Source organism: Agromyces zhanjiangensis, from assembly GCF_040496055.1.
Lineage (GTDB): Bacteria > Actinomycetota > Actinomycetes > Actinomycetales > Microbacteriaceae > Agromyces > Agromyces zhanjiangensis.
In genome coordinates, this window is the sequence record NZ_JBEPKB010000004.1 from 334201 (window position 1) to 348519 (window position 14319).

Consider the following 14319-nt stretch of genomic DNA (forward strand, 5'->3'; position numbering starts at 1 on the left):
GATGTGGTCAGACCACATTTCCGCCTGTCATCGATCGGACAGCGGGCGGAGCCGACTCATTCGCTCGTCGGCGACTCGTCGTCGAGCAGCCCGCCGCTGACCCATGACCGAAGCTCCTGGAGGCCGGCTGCATCGAACTCGATGCGGGCACCGCCGCAGAGCGACTCCACATTCCGCGTCCACGCCGCTGCGACATCGGACAGCGAGAGTGCGCTGCGCAGATCGAGGTCCGAGTACTGCAGACCCCGTATGACGAAGCTGATCGCAGTCCGACCCACCGGCTCCCCGGCGACACCGCATTCGTCCCGCACGCGCTTGGATGTCACGTTGATGTCGAGCGGGTGCACCGCGAGATCGCGGTGCAGCGTCGTGAGTACCCGGCGATACGCCGACCTGGTCAGCCGCGGCACGTCGGTGACCTGGGTCACCTCGCGCTGCAATGCCGTGAAGGAGTCCACGTGTGCGACGAGTCGGGCGGGCGCGCCGCCGGCCCGCAGCTCCGACGACCCGGGTGCGGGAGAGTCCGGTGCGGCCGTCGCCGACGAGTGAACCGCGACGTCCGTCGAGGGCTCGGTAGCGGCGGTGCCGACGACCCCGAGGTCTGCTCGGCTGAACCGTGCCGCGTCCCAGGCCCAGCCCGGCGCTGAGGAGTCGATTCCGATGTCGGCATCGGATGCGGCGAGCCAGGCGCGGAACGAGCCGTACTCCCCCCAATCGCGCGTGAGCGTCGGATCGGAGATTCGCGCGCGGTGGGCCAGGGTCGCGAGATCCACCGGGCCGTCCGCGGTCCTCAGGAACTCGAGCACCGTGCGTCGCCCGACGGAGTCCACGACCGAGTCCGGCCTTGAGGTCATCACCGACTTGGCCGTACGGGAGGCGATGAGTTCGAGCAGGTCGTCCGCCTGCACGACCTGGTCTGCGACGGCTCGGTAGGCACTCGCGACGGGACCGGCCACGACGACGCTCGTCCACCGATCCGCGGCGCGGAGCCTTCGCACGAGCGAGGTGAAGTCGGCATCGGCCGACGCGATGAAGAACTCGTCGACGTGCGTGGACCCCTGCAACACGTCGACCACATCGAGCACGAGATTGATGTCGGCGCTGCTCTTGCCCTGCTGCGTGAGTGACGGGCAGTCGATGACGCCGAATCCCGCCCGGGACCAGGACGCCCGATACCGGGAGAAGCCGGTCGGGTTCAGGTAGCAGTTGCGGACGAGGAAGCGTCGAGCACGCCCGTCCCCCTCGGTGATCGCGTCGACCCAGGCAGCGGGGTCGGTGGCGAAGCGCTCGGCCGCATCCACGTCGATGCGACGCAGGCCGAGGTAGATGTTGTCGAAGTCGACGAACAGCGCGGCGCGTCGGATCCCGGTTCCCGTCATGAGTCGATGATGCCGAGCGCGACGCCGTGTTCGCCAGAGGCGGCGGTTGCAGTGGAAGCTCTCGACGGCACGTCGGTGGATCACCCTCGGGCGTCCGATCCACGGGCCGATGGTCCTTGCCGCACCGGGCCGTCCGCGCAACGCTGGCTGCATGAGCGCATACGCGAATCCGGAACGGCCTCAGGAACGGCTGAGCGATGCCGAGCGAGAGGAGGCCGTCGGCCACCTCATGACGGCACAGGCCGAAGGGCGGATGACGACCGCCGAACTGGCCGAGCGGACCGCGTCGGCGCGGGCGGCCGTGACGCGCGGCGACCTCGCGCCGCTGTTCGCCGACCTGCCGGCGGACGCCCCCGGACCCGCCGCCCCGACCGTGTCGGAGCCACCCCTGACCTGGGCGCCCGTCCCCGAGCCGACGGCGCCGATGGGACGACGCTCCCGAGCCCTCGGCGGTCGGGTCGGCGACACGATCATGGCGCTCTCGCCGTTCATCGCGCTCCTGCTGTTCTTCGGCTTCGGCTTCTGGGTGCCCGGCGGGTTCACCTGGTCGTGGCTGTTCTTCTTCCTCATCCCGATCACGGGCATCATCGTCTACGGCGGCGGGTCCGCGAAGGAACGCGACCGCTGATCGGGGCGTGCTGACCGGAACCCAGGGACTGGCGCGAGCGCGCGGTTCCGGTCAGCCCTTCTTCGGCCGGATGCGCACGCGGTTCTGGCCCGACGTCTCGTCGAGCTCGACCACGCCGCCGCGCGACTTCAGGAAGTCGGTGAACGACGCGAACCCGAGGCGCCGCTCCTGGAACGACGGATCCATCCGGAGCATCTGGTTCTTCACGGCGCCGCTCGGCTGCCATTCCTCGTCGGACTTCGCGCGCAGCAGTTCGAGTGCCTTCAGCAGCAGTCGACCCGGGTTGCGCGTGGTGCCCGCGGGCGCCTCGTCGTTCGCCTCGCCCGGGGCCATGAACTGCACGGCCGTCGTCGGCGCTGTCGCCTTCTCATCGGCGGCGGCGTCGTTCGAGGCGTCGGCGGATGCGGCATCCGTCGCCTTCTTCGACGATGCTCGCCGTCGGCGCGGCGCCGCGTCCTCCTCCTTCGGCGCCTCCGACGGCTCCGACTTCTTCGCGGACCCGGTCGCGGACCTGCCGCCGCGCGGCGATGCGCCCTGCGCCTGCGCCGCGCCCGCCTCGTCGTCGGCCACCGCGGCATCCGTCGCCAGCAGCGCGTCGTAGTCGGCGTACTCGTCGCATGCCGCCGTGAGCGCGCGGCTCGTGCCGCCGGCGACGCCGATGCCGACGACGTAGCGGCCGAGGCGCTTGGCCTTCTGGGCGAGCGCCACGTAGTCGGAGTCGCCCGCGACGATCACGATGTGCGAGAGGTCGTCGATGCGGAACATGTCCTCGACCGCGTCGACCGCGAGCCGGATGTCGGCGCCGTTCTTCGTCGCCGAGAGCGGGAAGAGCTGCACGAGGTCGACCGCTCGGTCGATGAGCTGGCCGCGATAGCTCGCGTTCACCGGCGTCGACCAATCGGCGTAGGCGCGTGCGATCGCGATGGTGCCGAACGTGGCGGCGAAGTCGAGGACCGCGTCGACGTCGACGGTCGCCTCCTTCAGGCGCTCGGCGGCCTTCGTGCCGGGCGAGACCGCCTTGGAGCGCGAGGTGTCCTTGCGGTACTGGCTGTCGCCGTGCAATTGGTCGTACCGCGAGATGACGATGTTGTCGAAGTCGAAGTACAGCGCGACGCGGGGTTCTGCCGAAGCGGGCATGCGGACCTTCCGTCGGGGTGTCCCTCGATCGTATGCCCGGTCGCCCGGCAGCCGACAGGGATCCGTCGGCGCGGCTCAGGCCGCCGCGGCGACCGCGTTGTGCAGCTCGTCGGCGTCGACGCCGAACCGGCCGAACCCGCCGCCGAGGTTCGTCATGAGCACGAAGCACACGTCGAGCGACGGCGTCACCCAGAACTCCGTGCCCGCCCAACCGCCGTGCCCGAACGTGTCGGTCGTGAGCAGCCCGGGCGCGGAGTGCCGCAGGTTCCACGTGAAGCCCCAGTCCTGGCCACGCGACGCGGGGTACGGCTCGAGCTTCGGCAGGCCTCCGGTGAGGGGCCGGAGCATCGCCGCCGCGGTCACGGGAGCGACGACCGCGCCGTCGTCGCGCAGCAGTGCGCCGCCGAGCGCGAGCAGGTCGGACGCGCGGCCGAGCAGTCCCGCGCCCGGATGCCGCAGCGCGGCGAACCGCGCGTAGTCGAGTCCCTGCGCGCCGGCGTCGACGGGCGCGTGCGGCGACGCGTCGGCGTCGAAGGTGAGGCCGGAGGCATCCGCTCGCCCGGCGACGTCGGCGACTGCTCGCTCCCATGGCGCTCCCGAGGCGTGCTCGATGAGCGCCGCGATGCCCTCGAACGCGATCGTGGAGTAGCGCGAGACTGTGCCTGCGGCGAAGTCGCGGCCGGGCGCGAGGAGCGACGGGCGGAGCCCCGCCGGGGTGTCGAGGGGCGGCTCGACGATGCCCGAGGTGTGGCTCGCCAGGTGTCGGAGCCGCACGACATCGTCGCGGCCGGCCCCGAAGCCGGGCAGCGCGCGCTCGAGCGGGGTGTCGGGCGTGAGGCGGCCCTGCTCGACCAGCCGCAGCGCCGCGAGCCCGACGATCGGCTTCGTGATCGAGAACAGCGGGTAGTGGTCGTCGACGGATGCCGCGCCGAACGCGTCGAGGGCGACGACGCCGTCCGCGTTCGCGACGCCGAGCACCGCGTTGGGCAGCGGCCCGTCGGCGACGTTGCGGCGGACCCAGTCGAAGGCGTGGTCGAACTGCGGCATGGGGTCGTCCTCTCGTGGTGGATGCTCAGCCCGCGCCGAATTCAGGAGCGACGAGGGGCGTGCTGGCGGGCGGGCGGGTCGGTCAGGTGCGGAGCACGACGTTGCGCGGTTCGTCGCCGCGCAGCATCCGCTCGATCTGGTCGCGGAGGAGCCGCGCCATTCTGGGCATCATCGCGGTCGTCGCGCCGCCGACGTGCGGGGAGATCAGCACGTTCGGGAGGACGAAGAGCGGGTGGCCCTCGGGCAGCGGCTCGGGGTCGGTGACGTCGAGGGCGAAACGCAGGCGGCCGGAGGTCGCCTCCGCCAGGATCGCGTCGGTGTCGGCGACCGCGCCGCGCGCGACGTTCACGACGAGCGCGCCGTCCGGGAGCGCCGCGAGGAACGCGGCATCGACGAGCCCGGTCGTCTCGTCGGAGAGCGGCACGACGACGATCACGACCTCGGCGCCGGCCAGCAGTGCGGGAAGCTCGTCGACCCCGTGGATGCGCCCGCGCCCGTCGTCGCGGGCACGGCTGGCGACGCGCGTGAGCTCGACCTCGAAGCCCGCCAGTCGATCCTCGATCGCGCGGCCCACGCCGCCGTAGCCGACGAGCAGGACGCGCCGGTCGGCGAGGCTCGCGTGCCGTGCGGGCGCCCAGCGCCCCTCGTCGGCGGCACGTACGAAGTCGGGGATGCCGCGCTGGGCGGCGATCGCGAGGCCGACCGCGAGCTCGGCGGTCGAGGTCTCGTGGACGGACGCGGCGTTCGCGAACACGTGCCCGGCAGGGAGCGCGTCGGGCACGTCGTCGTAGCCGATCGACTGCGACTGCACGAGCGCGACGTCGAGCCCGTCGAGCACGCCGAGTCGCGCCGATGCGCCCATGTACGGCGGCACGACGATCCCGATGCGACGGCCGGACGCCGCCGCCGGAGGCGGCCCCGCGAGGTCCCACTCGACGACCTCGACGCCGGCGGGCACGCCGACGGCCGTCTGCTCGAGTGCCCGGCGCAGCGTCGCCCCGGGCACGGTGACGAGGAGGTTCGGGTGGTCGGTCATGCGTCGATCCTTCCAGCGTCGGCGGTCACGGGAGTTGCTCGACCTGGGCGCGGACGATGCGCTCGACGAGGTCGTCCTGCGACGGCCCGTCTCGGGCGACCTCGTCGATGCCGTGCAGCAGCCCGTCGACGGCGAGGGAGGCCACGCCGTGGCTCAGGGCGCAGAGTTGCAGGAACGTCGTCTCGACGTCGCCATGGATGTCGCCCGCGGCGTGCACGTCGGCGACGAGGGCCCGGAGCCCGTCGAGCGCGGCGAGGCGTGCGCGGTCGAGCGTGTCGTCGCCCTGGGCGATCGCGGGCGTGCGGAAGATCGCGTCGTAGTGGGCCGGATGCCGCCGCGCGAATGCGACGAACTCGAGCGCGTCGGCGACGAGTCGTTCGCGTCCCGGCAGGTGGGCGGCGACCTCCTGCGCAGTGCAGAGCTCGTCGTCGAGCAGCGCGAGGCCCTCGATGGCGAGCGCGCGGATCATGCCCTCGCGACTGCCGAAGAAGTGGGTCGGCGCGGCGTGCGACAGGCCGGCTCGGCGTGCGACCTCGCGGAGGCCCACGTTGCTCACGCCCTGCTCGCGGGCGAGTTGCTCCAGCGCGCGGAGCAGCGCGGCGCGACCGGGGGAGCCGGCGGGACCTGCGGGTGAGGGCGCACGCGGGGGCGTGGCATCCGTCGTCGTGGTCTCGCTCATGCGCCTCCGATCCGGCCAAGGCGCTTGACATTGTCAAGTCGACCCTCGTGCCCTGCTTTACATCGTAAAGCCTTGACAATGTAAAGCGGAGGTGCCACATGGTCGACATCACGAGCGACGAGGTCTGGACGGCCATCGCGAAGGAGGAATTCATGGTCGTCGGCATGGTGTCGGTGCGCGGCGAGGCCCGCACCGCGGGGGTCATGCACCACGTGCACGACGGCACGCTGTGGTTCACGACGAACGACCGCGAGTGGAAGGCGCGCCACATCGCCGCGAACCCGTCGGTGTCGGTGACCGTGCCGATCGCGAAGCGGGTGCCGTTCATGCCGTGGACCACGGTGCCGCCGGCGACGATCACCTTCGCCGCGACGGCCGAGACCGTGCCCGCGGCCGACCTGCCGCCCGACGTGAGCCGGGCGCTGCTGCACGGGCTCGAGGTCACCGACGGAGGCGAGCGCGGTGCTCTCGTGGGCATCGGCCTGCGGCCGCGGGGCGACTTCGTGACGTACGGCGTCGGCGTGTCCGTCCTCGGCATGCGCGACACCGAACTCGCGCGCGGGCGCGCCGCCGCCCAAGCGCCCGTCCCGGCCTGAGGTCGCGGGCGCCCGGTCGCTACGATGGCCCGCATGGAGGATGCGGACGCTCCGAGCGGCACCGACCCGGCGAGCCGGCGGGGCCGGCCGCATCTGCGCCGCGGGCGCGACGACATGCCGATCGAGGAGATGGGCGAGGCGCTGAAGGAGCGCGTCTACGCGACCTTCACGGGTCTCGCGATCGTGCTCGTGCAGCACGAGAACGCGGACCACATCACCGCCGGACGCGCCACCCTCACCCTGCTCGTCGGAATCGTCGCGATCACCGCGGCCGGGTTCGTCGCCGACGTGATCTCCCACCTCGTCGTGCACGGCGACTTCCCCCGCCGCGCGGAGCTCGGGCGGATGGTCCGCGTCGCCGGGTCCGCCCTCGGATCGGCGAGCATCCCGCTCGTCATCCTCGTGCTCGCGGTGGTCGGGGTCATCGAGCTGCAGGGGGCGCTCCTGGCGGCGTCGATCGTCTACATCGCCACCCTCGCGCTGGTCGGCTACGTCGCGGTGCGACGCAGCCGACTCGCCTGGTGGGAGCAGCTCGTGGCGCTCGGGCTGCTCGTGCTCCTCGGCCTCGCGGTCGTGGGCCTCCAGCAGCTCGCGCACGGGCACTGACGCGTTCCGACGGGCTCAGCGCCCCGAGGGCTCGTAGCGGCGCGGCGCGAACGCCTGCGCGACGAGCGCCCGCAGCGACTCGAGGTCGCCCGCCGCGAAGCCCTGCGCGCGCGCCTGGACCAGCACGTTGCCGATCGCGGTCGCCTCGACCGGCCCGGCGAGCACCGGGATGCCGGCGCGGTCGGCCGTGCGACGGCACAGGAGCTCGTTGAGCGCGCCGCCGCCGACGACGTGGATCGTCTCGACGTCGACGCCCGACAGCACCGACGCGGTCCGCACGGCGCCCGCGAACGCCTCCGCGAGGCTCTCGACGATCGACCGGGCGAACTCGGCCCGAGTCCGCGGCGCCGGCACGTCGTGCTCGGCGCACCATTCGGCGATGCGCCCGGGCAGGTCCCCGGGCGCCATGAATCGCGGGTCGTTCGCGTCGAAGACCGCGACCTCGCCGGTGACGGATGCCGCGGCCGCGAGCAGCCCGGGCAGGTCGATCGCCTCGCCGTCCCGCTCCCACCAGCGCACCGACTCCGACAGCAGCCAGAGACCCATCACGTTGTGCAGGAACCGGACGCGTCCGTCGACGCCGCCCTCGTTCGTGAAGTTCGCCTCGCGCGCGGCATCCGTCGTCACCGGGTGCTCGAGCTCGACGCCGACGAGCCCCCAGGTGCCGCACGAGATGTACGCCGCCGACTCGGCGCGCATCGGCACCGCGACGACGGCCGACGCGGTGTCGTGCGAGCCGACGGCCACGACCTCGATGCCCTCCGGCGCGGCGAGGTCGGCCGCGACGTCCGGCCGCAGCGGGCCGAGCGAGGCGCCCGGATCGACGAGCGGGGCGAAGACGGATGCCGGGAGCCCGAGTCGCGCGATCAGCTCGTCGTCCCACTCGCCGGTCGCGACCTCGACCAGCCCCGTCGTGGAGGCGTTCGTGCGCTCGGCGACGCGGGTCCCCGTGAGCTGGAACCCGATGAGGTCGGGCACCAGCAGGAGCGAGTCGGCGAGGTCGAGCCATCCGCCCGCCCGCTCGGCGCCCAGCTGGTAGACGGTGTTGAACGGCAGGAACTGGAGGCCGTTGCGGCGGTAGAGCTCGGCGAACGGCACGGTCGAATGCACGGACTCGACCGCCGCCTCGTTCCTGGCGTCCCGGTAGTGGAACGGCTCGCCGAGGGGTCGGCCGCCACGGAGCAGGCCGTAGTCGACCGCCCAGGAGTCCACCCCGATCGAGGCGACCGACGGCTCGCGGCGGAACGCGTCGGCGAGGCCGCGCGTGAGGTCGCGGTACAGGCCCGTGACGTCCCAGTGCAGTCCCGAGGCCATGCGCACCGGGCCGTTCGGGAACCTGGCGACCTGATCGAGGTCGAGCCGACCGGCCGACTGGTCGACGTGGCCGACGATGACCCGCCCGCTCGTCGCCCCGAGGTCGACCGCGGCGACCGCGCCCACGTGCGCGCCGGCAGTCATCGGAGGAACGCCGCCGCGACGCCCGAGTCGACCGGGATGTGCAGGCCCGTGGTGCGGCTGAGCTCGGGGCCGGTCAGCACGTAGACGGCGTCGGCGACGTTCTCGGGGACGACCTCGCGCTTCAGGATCGTGCGGTTCGCGTAGAACTGGCCGAGGTCCTCCTCCTTGACCCCGTACGTCGCGGCGCGGTTCGCGCCCCAGCCGGCGGCGAAGATGCCCGAGCCGCGGACGACGCCGTCGGGGTTGATGCCGTTGACGCGCACGCCGTGCTCGCCGAGCTCGACCGCGAGGAGGCGCACCTGGTGGGCCTGGTCGGCCTTGGTCGCCGAGTACGCGATGTTGTTGGGGCCGGCGAACACCGAGTTCTTCGACGAGATGTAGATGACGTCGCCGCCCATCTTCTGCTCGACGAGCGCCTTCGCGGCCGCCTTCGCGACGAGGAACGAACCCTTCGCCATGACGTCGTGCTGCAGGTCCCAGTCCTTCTCGGTGGTCTCGAGCAGCGGCTTCGAGAGCGAGAGGCCGGCGTTGTTCACGACGAGGTCGATGCCGCCGAACGCGAGCACGGTCGCGTCGATCGCGGCCTGCACGCCCTCGGCGTCGGCGACGTTCGCGGCGACGCCGATCGCGACGTCGGTGCCGCCGAGCTCGGCCGCGGCGGCCTGCGCCTTCTCGAGGTCGAGGTCGGCGACGACGACGCACGCGCCCTCGGCCGCGAGGCGGGTCGCGATCGCCTTGCCGATGCCGGATGCCGCGCCCGTGACGAACGCGATGCGGCCCTGGTGGGTCTTCGGCTTCGGCATCCGCTGGAGCTTCGCCTCCTCCAGTGCCCAGTACTCGATGCGGAACTTCTCGGCGTCGGAGATCGGGGTGTAGGTCGAGAGCGCCTCGGCGCCGCGCATCACGTTGATCGCGTTGACGTAGAATTCGCCGGCCACGCGCGCGGTCTGCTTGTTCGCGCCGTACGAGAACATGCCGACGCCCGGGACGAGCACGATGAGCGGGTCCGCGCCGCGGATCGCGGGGCTCTCGGATGTCGCGTGCGCGTCGTAGTACGCCTGGTAGTCGGCGCGGTACGCCTCGTGCAGCTCCTGGAGGCGGGCGAGCTGCTCCTCGACGCCGGCCGTGGCGGGCAGGTCGAGGATCATCGGCTTGACCTTGGTGCGGAGGAAGTGGTCGGGGCAGCTCGTGCCGAGCGCCGCGAGCTCGGGCGCCCGCTCCGACGCGAGGAAGTCGAGCACCACGTCGGAGTCGGTGTAGTGGCCGACCATGGGCTTGTCGGTCGACGCGAGGCCGCGGATCGTCGGCGCGAGCGCGGCGGCGCGTTCCCGCCGAGATGCCTCGGGCAGCGCCTCGAAGCCGGCGCGCACGCCGCCGAACGGGGCATCCTCGCCGTGCTCGGCGATGTAGGCGGCGGCGGTGTCGATGATCCAGAGCGAGTTGGCTTCGGACTCCTCCGACGTGTCGCCCCACGCGGTGATGCCGTGGCCGCCGAGGATGCAGCCGACCGCCTGCGGGTTCTCCGCCTTGATCTCGGCGATGTCGAGGCCGAGCTGGAAGCCGGGGCGGCGCCAGGGCACCCACACGACCTTGTCGCCGAAGATCTTCGCCGTGAGCGCCTCGCCGTCGGCTGCGGTCGCGATCGCGATGCCCGAGTCGGGGTGGAGGTGGTCGACGTGCGCGGCGTCGACGAGGCCGTGCATGGCGGTGTCGATCGACGGGGCGGCGCCCCCCTTGCCGTGCAGGCAGTAGTCGAACGCGGCGACCATCTCGTCCTCGCGGTCGACGCCCGGGTACACGTCCACGAGCGCACGCATCCGGTCGAGGCGCAGCACCGCGAGCCCGGCCTCCTTCAGGGTGCCGAGGTCGCCGCCCGAGCCCTTCACCCAGAGCAGCTCGACGGGCTCGCCCGTGACCGGGTCGGTCTCGGTGCCCTTGGCGGACGTGTTGCCGCCGGCGTAGTTCGTGTTCTTGGGGTCGGCGCCGAGGCGGTTCGACCGCGCGATGAGGTCGGCAGCAGCCTGGTTCGTCATGAGGGGTTTCCTTCGGTGGGAGGCGGTGGTCAGGGGTGGTCGTGGGTGCCGGCGGTGGCCGGCTCGGGGGCGGATGCCGCGCCGAGCGCCGCGATCCAGGTGAGGGCGCGCTCGACGGTGGCGGATGCCGCGGGCTCGTCCGGCCGGTTCAGGTGGCCGTGCTCGGTGCCGGGCTCGGTGACGACCAGGACGGGGACGCCGGCCGCGACGAGCGTGGCCGCGTAGGCCTCACCCGACACCCGGAGCTCGTCGGCCTCGCCATTGACCATGAGCACAGGCGGGTGGCCGACCAGGTCGTCGGGCGCGGCGAGCCCGGGCACGGCGGGAAGCGGTGCGTCCTCGACGGGCCCGCCGAGGTAGTCCTCGTACATCGCGCGCACGCGCGCCGGCCCGAACCGGTCGGCGGCGGGGTTCGCGTCGAGCATCGCCCGCAACGCGGCATCCGGTGCCGGCTGGACGGCGAGCAGGGTCGGGTAGGCGAGGAACACGCCGGCCGGGACGGGCGCGGCTCCGTCGAGCGCGCGGAGCACGGCCCCCGCGGTGAGGTTGCCGCCGGCGCTCGCACCGCCGGCGACGATGCGCGCGGGGTCGATCCCGAGGTGCCCGGCGTGCGCGGAGGTCCATCGCCACGCGGCGAGCACGTCGTCGGACGGGTCGGGGTAGCGGCACCCGCCGCCGGTGAGCCGGTAGTCGATCGAGACGACCGTCACGCCGCGCGCGGCGAAGGCGCGAGCGACCCAGTCGGCCTCGGGCATGTCGAGGTCGCCCGCGACGAAGCCGCCGCCGTGCGCCCAGACGAGTGCCGGCGTCGTGCCGGAGCCCGCGTCGTCGGCCGGGTAGACGCGGACGAGTCCGTCCGCGGAATCGTACGGCGTGGCCATGGTCGCGTCGTCCTCTCTCGTGCGTGCTGGTCGGGGGTGGTTCGCGGATGCCGGGGCCGGGGGCATCACCCGGCATCCGCGACCGTCTTGTGGGGGCTAGGCGCCCCAGCCGGCCTGCACGCCGCCGACGCGCTCCTCGGCGATCCTGGCGAGGTAGCCGGACTCGGCGAAGGCGACCATCGGGTCGGCCGCCAGGCCGCGCGACTCGCGCCACTCGGCGAGGGCGGGGCGCACGTCGGTGTAGAAGGCGTCCATGAAGATGCGGTTCGCCTCGAGCACGTCGCCCGAGACCTGTGCGGCGCGGAGTGCGTCGGTGTCGACGAGCAGCGCTCGGGCGGTCATCTCCTGCACGTTCAGCACCGAGCGGATCTGGCCGGGGATCTTGTCCTCGACGTTGTGGCACTGGTCGAGCATGAATGCGACGTCGGGGTGGTTGAGGCCGCCGCCGCGCGCCACCTCGTAGACGATGCGGAACAGCTGGAACGGGTCGGCCGCGCCCACGATGAGGTCGTCGTCGGCGTAGAAGCGGCTGTTGAAGTCGAACGAGCCGAGCTTGCCGAGGCGCAGCAGCTGCATGACGATGAACTCGATGTTCGTGCCGGGCGCGTGGTGGCCGGTGTCGAGGCAGACCATCGCCTTCTCGCCGAGCGCCGCGACCTGGGCGTAGCTCGTGCCCCAGTCCGGAACGTCGGTGTGGTAGAACGCCGGCTCGAAGAACTTGTACTCGAGCACGAGGCGCTGCTCGTCGCCGAGGCGGTCGTAGATCTCGGCGAGCGACTCGTGCAGGCGGTCCTGCCGGCCGCGCAGGTCGGCCTGGCCCGGGTAGTTCGAGCCCTCGGCGAGCCAGACCTTGAGGTCGCGGCTGCCGGTCGCGTGCATGATGTCGATGCACTCGAAGTGGTGGTCGATCGCCTTCCGCCGCACGGCGGCGTCCTCGTGGGTGAGCGCGCCGAACTTGTAGTCGTCGTCCTGGAAGGTGTTCGAGTTGATGGTGCCGAGCGAGACGCCGAGTCCCTCGGCGTGCGCGCGGAGGTCGTCGTAGTCGTCGACCTTGTCCCACGGGATGTGGAGCGCGACGGTCGGCGCGAGCTTGGTGTACGCGTTGACCTGCGCGGCATCCGCGATCTTCTCGTATGGGTCGCGGGGCGTGCCGGGGGTGCCGAACACCTTGAATCGGGTGCCCGAGTTGCCGAACGCCCAGCTCGGGAGTTCGATCGCCTGGAGCTCGAGCTGGTCGAGGACGGTCTGCGGAATGGTGCTCACTGTTCGCTGCTTTCTGTGCGGGTGGTGCCGGATGCCGCGGGGCCGGCGCCTGCGCCGGGTGCGGATGCCGCGTCGGCGTCGATCGCGGCGAGCTGGTCTTCGAGGTGGAACACCTCGGGGAGCCGGGGGGCGCCCTGGTCGGGCCGGGCGCCGTCGAGCGCGACGAAGAACCCGGCCATCTCGGTCTCCCACGGGGCGGTGCGGGGGTCGTTCGCCAGGGAGGCCTGGGCCGCGTCGTCGTCGTCGACCTCGTAGTAGCCGATGAGGAGGCCGTCGTCGCGGAGGAAGAGCGAGTAGTTGCGTCGGCCGGATGCCTCGATGGCCCGGAGCATGTCGGGCCAGACCGCGGCGTGCCGCTCGCGGTACTCGTCGAGGCGAGCGGGGTCGACCTGCAGCTGGAAGCAGACCCGCTGCGTGGTGCCAGTGCTCATCGTCGAGCTCTCCGTTCGTCGTGAATCGTTTCAACAATAAATCACCAGCGCGGTGTGCGCAAGTGGAATACGTCTTCCCGCGTGATCCCGGCGTCCGCCTCGTAGACTCCGACGCGGAGGGGAGTCCGATGGCAGTCAGCGTGCGCGAGGTCGCGGCCGCGGCATCCGTCTCGGTCGGCACGGTCTCGAACGTGCTGAACCGACCCGAGAAGGTCGCACCCGAGACGGTCTCCCGCGTGCTCGCGGCGATCGAGGAGCTCGGCTTCGTGCGCAACGACGCCGCCCGCCAGCTGCGGGCCGGCCGCAGCCGGTCGATCGGCCTCGTCGTGCTCGACGTGCGCAACCCCTTCTTCACGGATGTCGCCCGCGGCGCGGAGGATCGCGCGGCCGAGGACGGCATGACGATCCTGCTCGGCAACAGCGACGACAACCCCGATCGCGAGCGCGCCTATCTCGACCTCTTCGAGGAGCAGCGCGTGCACGGCGTGCTCATCTCACCGCGCTCCGACGACCTGCCGCGGCTCGAGCGCGCGCGCTCGCGCGGCGTGCCCGTCGTGCTCGTCGACCGTGAGGCGCCCGACCGGCGCTTCTCGTCGGTCGCGGTCGACGACGTCGTCGGCGGAGCGATGGCCGTCCGCCACCTCGTCGAGTCCGGCCGTCGGCGCATCGCGTTCGTCGGCGGACCGTCGTCGATCCGCCAGGTCGCCGACCGTCTCGAGGGCGCCCGGCGCGCCGCCGCCGAGACGCCGGGCGTCACGCTCGAGGTCGTCGAGACCTCCGGCACCACGGTGCTCGAGGGGCGTGCGGCGGGCGAGGCGCTTCGCGAACGCGCGCCCGAGCACCGGCCCGACGCGGTCTTCTGCGCGAACGACCTGCTCGCCGTCGGCGTGCTGCAGGCGCTCATCATGCTCGGCGACGTTCGCGTGCCTCACGACATCGCGCTCATCGGCTACGACGACATCGACTTCGCGCAGGCCGCCGTCGTGCCGCTCTCGTCGATCCGCCAGCCCGCCTGGCTCATCGGCTACACCGCGGTCGACCTCCTGCTCCGCGAGGCCCGCGACGGGGCCGGCTTCGACCCCGAACAGGTGCAGTTCCAGCCCGAGCTCGTCGTGAGGGAGTCGAGCGGGCGCTGACGCGGTTCG

At 72.4% G+C, this 14319-nt stretch carries 14 protein-coding genes; 4 read left to right on the forward strand and 10 right to left on the reverse strand.

Going from position 1 to position 14319, the window contains the following annotated elements; genetic code table 11:
* Positions 1 to 56: 56 nt before the first annotated feature.
* Positions 57 to 1379, reverse strand: a complete 1323-nt coding sequence (locus tag ABME02_RS10695) for an NYN domain-containing protein (protein ID WP_353815290.1) — start codon at positions 1377 to 1379, stop codon at positions 57 to 59.
* Positions 1380 to 1530: 151 nt separating this feature from the next.
* Here ABME02_RS10695 and ABME02_RS10700 point away from each other — a divergent pair, with 151 nt between their 5' ends.
* Positions 1531 to 2007 (forward strand): DUF1707 SHOCT-like domain-containing protein, encoded by a 477-nt coding sequence (locus ABME02_RS10700; RefSeq protein ID WP_353815291.1) that lies wholly within the window; start codon positions 1531 to 1533, stop codon positions 2005 to 2007.
* Between the two features lie 51 nt (positions 2008 to 2058).
* On the opposite strand, the gene ABME02_RS10705 is transcribed toward ABME02_RS10700, so the two are convergent.
* The 4 genes from ABME02_RS10705 to ABME02_RS10720 all read right to left on the reverse strand — a co-directional run bounded on the left by ABME02_RS10705 (position 2059) and on the right by ABME02_RS10720 (position 5906).
* Positions 2059 to 3144, reverse strand: coding sequence for an NYN domain-containing protein (locus ABME02_RS10705; RefSeq protein ID WP_353815293.1), 1086 nt, complete (start codon positions 3142 to 3144; stop codon positions 2059 to 2061).
* A 75-nt stretch (positions 3145 to 3219) separates the two neighbouring features.
* Complete coding sequence (locus tag ABME02_RS10710; RefSeq protein WP_353815294.1) at positions 3220 to 4191, reverse strand: serine hydrolase domain-containing protein; 972 nt, start codon at positions 4189 to 4191, stop codon at positions 3220 to 3222.
* An 82-nt stretch (positions 4192 to 4273) separates the two neighbouring features.
* Positions 4274 to 5227, reverse strand: coding sequence for a 2-hydroxyacid dehydrogenase (locus tag ABME02_RS10715; protein WP_353815295.1), 954 nt, complete (start codon positions 5225 to 5227; stop codon positions 4274 to 4276).
* 25 nt (positions 5228 to 5252) lie between these two features.
* The gene (locus tag ABME02_RS10720; protein WP_353815296.1) at positions 5253 to 5906 is read right to left on the reverse strand and encodes a TetR/AcrR family transcriptional regulator; all 654 of its coding nucleotides are present in this window, start codon (positions 5904 to 5906) and stop codon (positions 5253 to 5255) included.
* A 98-nt stretch (positions 5907 to 6004) separates the two neighbouring features.
* Here ABME02_RS10720 and ABME02_RS10725 point away from each other — a divergent pair, with 98 nt between their 5' ends.
* Complete coding sequence (locus tag ABME02_RS10725; RefSeq protein WP_353815297.1) at positions 6005 to 6502, forward strand: pyridoxamine 5'-phosphate oxidase family protein; 498 nt, start codon at positions 6005 to 6007, stop codon at positions 6500 to 6502.
* Between the two features lie 33 nt (positions 6503 to 6535).
* Positions 6536 to 7108 (forward strand): hypothetical protein, encoded by a 573-nt coding sequence (locus ABME02_RS10730; protein ID WP_353815298.1) that lies wholly within the window; start codon positions 6536 to 6538, stop codon positions 7106 to 7108.
* A 15-nt stretch (positions 7109 to 7123) separates the two neighbouring features.
* Here ABME02_RS10730 and ABME02_RS10735 read toward each other — a convergent pair whose 3' ends face one another.
* The 5 genes from ABME02_RS10735 to ABME02_RS10755 all read right to left on the reverse strand — a co-directional run bounded on the left by ABME02_RS10735 (position 7124) and on the right by ABME02_RS10755 (position 13174).
* Entirely contained in the window at positions 7124 to 8566 is a 1443-nt protein-coding gene (locus ABME02_RS10735) for a rhamnulokinase (protein ID WP_353815299.1), read from the reverse strand.
* Complete coding sequence (locus ABME02_RS10740; RefSeq protein WP_353815300.1) at positions 8563 to 10599, reverse strand: bifunctional aldolase/short-chain dehydrogenase; 2037 nt, start codon at positions 10597 to 10599, stop codon at positions 8563 to 8565. The genes ABME02_RS10735 and ABME02_RS10740 overlap by 4 nt, the downstream gene beginning before the upstream one ends.
* Positions 10600 to 10628: 29 nt before the next feature.
* The gene (locus ABME02_RS10745) at positions 10629 to 11480 is read right to left on the reverse strand and encodes an alpha/beta hydrolase (protein WP_353815301.1); all 852 of its coding nucleotides are present in this window, start codon (positions 11478 to 11480) and stop codon (positions 10629 to 10631) included.
* Between the two features lie 96 nt (positions 11481 to 11576).
* Complete coding sequence (gene rhaI, locus ABME02_RS10750) at positions 11577 to 12734, reverse strand: L-rhamnose isomerase (RefSeq protein WP_436408261.1); 1158 nt, start codon at positions 12732 to 12734, stop codon at positions 11577 to 11579.
* 5 nt (positions 12735 to 12739) lie between these two features.
* Entirely contained in the window at positions 12740 to 13174 is a 435-nt protein-coding gene (locus ABME02_RS10755) for an L-rhamnose mutarotase (RefSeq protein ID WP_353815303.1), read from the reverse strand.
* A gap of 128 nt (positions 13175 to 13302) precedes the next feature.
* On the opposite strand from ABME02_RS10755, the gene ABME02_RS10760 reads away from it, so the two are divergent.
* Positions 13303 to 14310: a LacI family DNA-binding transcriptional regulator gene (locus ABME02_RS10760; protein WP_353815304.1), complete on the forward strand. Its 1008-nt coding sequence runs from the start codon at positions 13303 to 13305 to the stop codon at positions 14308 to 14310.
* Positions 14311 to 14319: the final 9 nt, after the last annotated feature.

Coding starts and splice junctions, on each gene's coding strand:
- ABME02_RS10695 (WP_353815290.1), bottom strand. CDS start 1,379: ATGACGGGAACCGGGATCCGACGCGCCGCGCTGTTCGTCGACTTCGAC.
- ABME02_RS10700 (WP_353815291.1), top strand. CDS start 1,531: ATGAGCGCATACGCGAATCCGGAACGGCCTCAGGAACGGCTGAGCGAT.
- ABME02_RS10705 (WP_353815293.1), bottom strand. CDS start 3,144: ATGCCCGCTTCGGCAGAACCCCGCGTCGCGCTGTACTTCGACTTCGAC.
- ABME02_RS10710 (WP_353815294.1), bottom strand. CDS start 4,191: ATGCCGCAGTTCGACCACGCCTTCGACTGGGTCCGCCGCAACGTCGCC.
- ABME02_RS10715 (WP_353815295.1), bottom strand. CDS start 5,227: ATGACCGACCACCCGAACCTCCTCGTCACCGTGCCCGGGGCGACGCTG.
- ABME02_RS10720 (WP_353815296.1), bottom strand. CDS start 5,906: ATGAGCGAGACCACGACGACGGATGCCACGCCCCCGCGTGCGCCCTCA.
- ABME02_RS10725 (WP_353815297.1), top strand. CDS start 6,005: ATGGTCGACATCACGAGCGACGAGGTCTGGACGGCCATCGCGAAGGAG.
- ABME02_RS10730 (WP_353815298.1), top strand. CDS start 6,536: ATGGAGGATGCGGACGCTCCGAGCGGCACCGACCCGGCGAGCCGGCGG.
- ABME02_RS10735 (WP_353815299.1), bottom strand. CDS start 8,566: ATGACTGCCGGCGCGCACGTGGGCGCGGTCGCCGCGGTCGACCTCGGG.
- ABME02_RS10740 (WP_353815300.1), bottom strand. CDS start 10,599: ATGACGAACCAGGCTGCTGCCGACCTCATCGCGCGGTCGAACCGCCTC.
- ABME02_RS10745 (WP_353815301.1), bottom strand. CDS start 11,480: ATGGCCACGCCGTACGATTCCGCGGACGGACTCGTCCGCGTCTACCCG.
- ABME02_RS10755 (WP_353815303.1), bottom strand. CDS start 13,174: ATGAGCACTGGCACCACGCAGCGGGTCTGCTTCCAGCTGCAGGTCGAC.
- ABME02_RS10760 (WP_353815304.1), top strand. CDS start 13,303: ATGGCAGTCAGCGTGCGCGAGGTCGCGGCCGCGGCATCCGTCTCGGTC.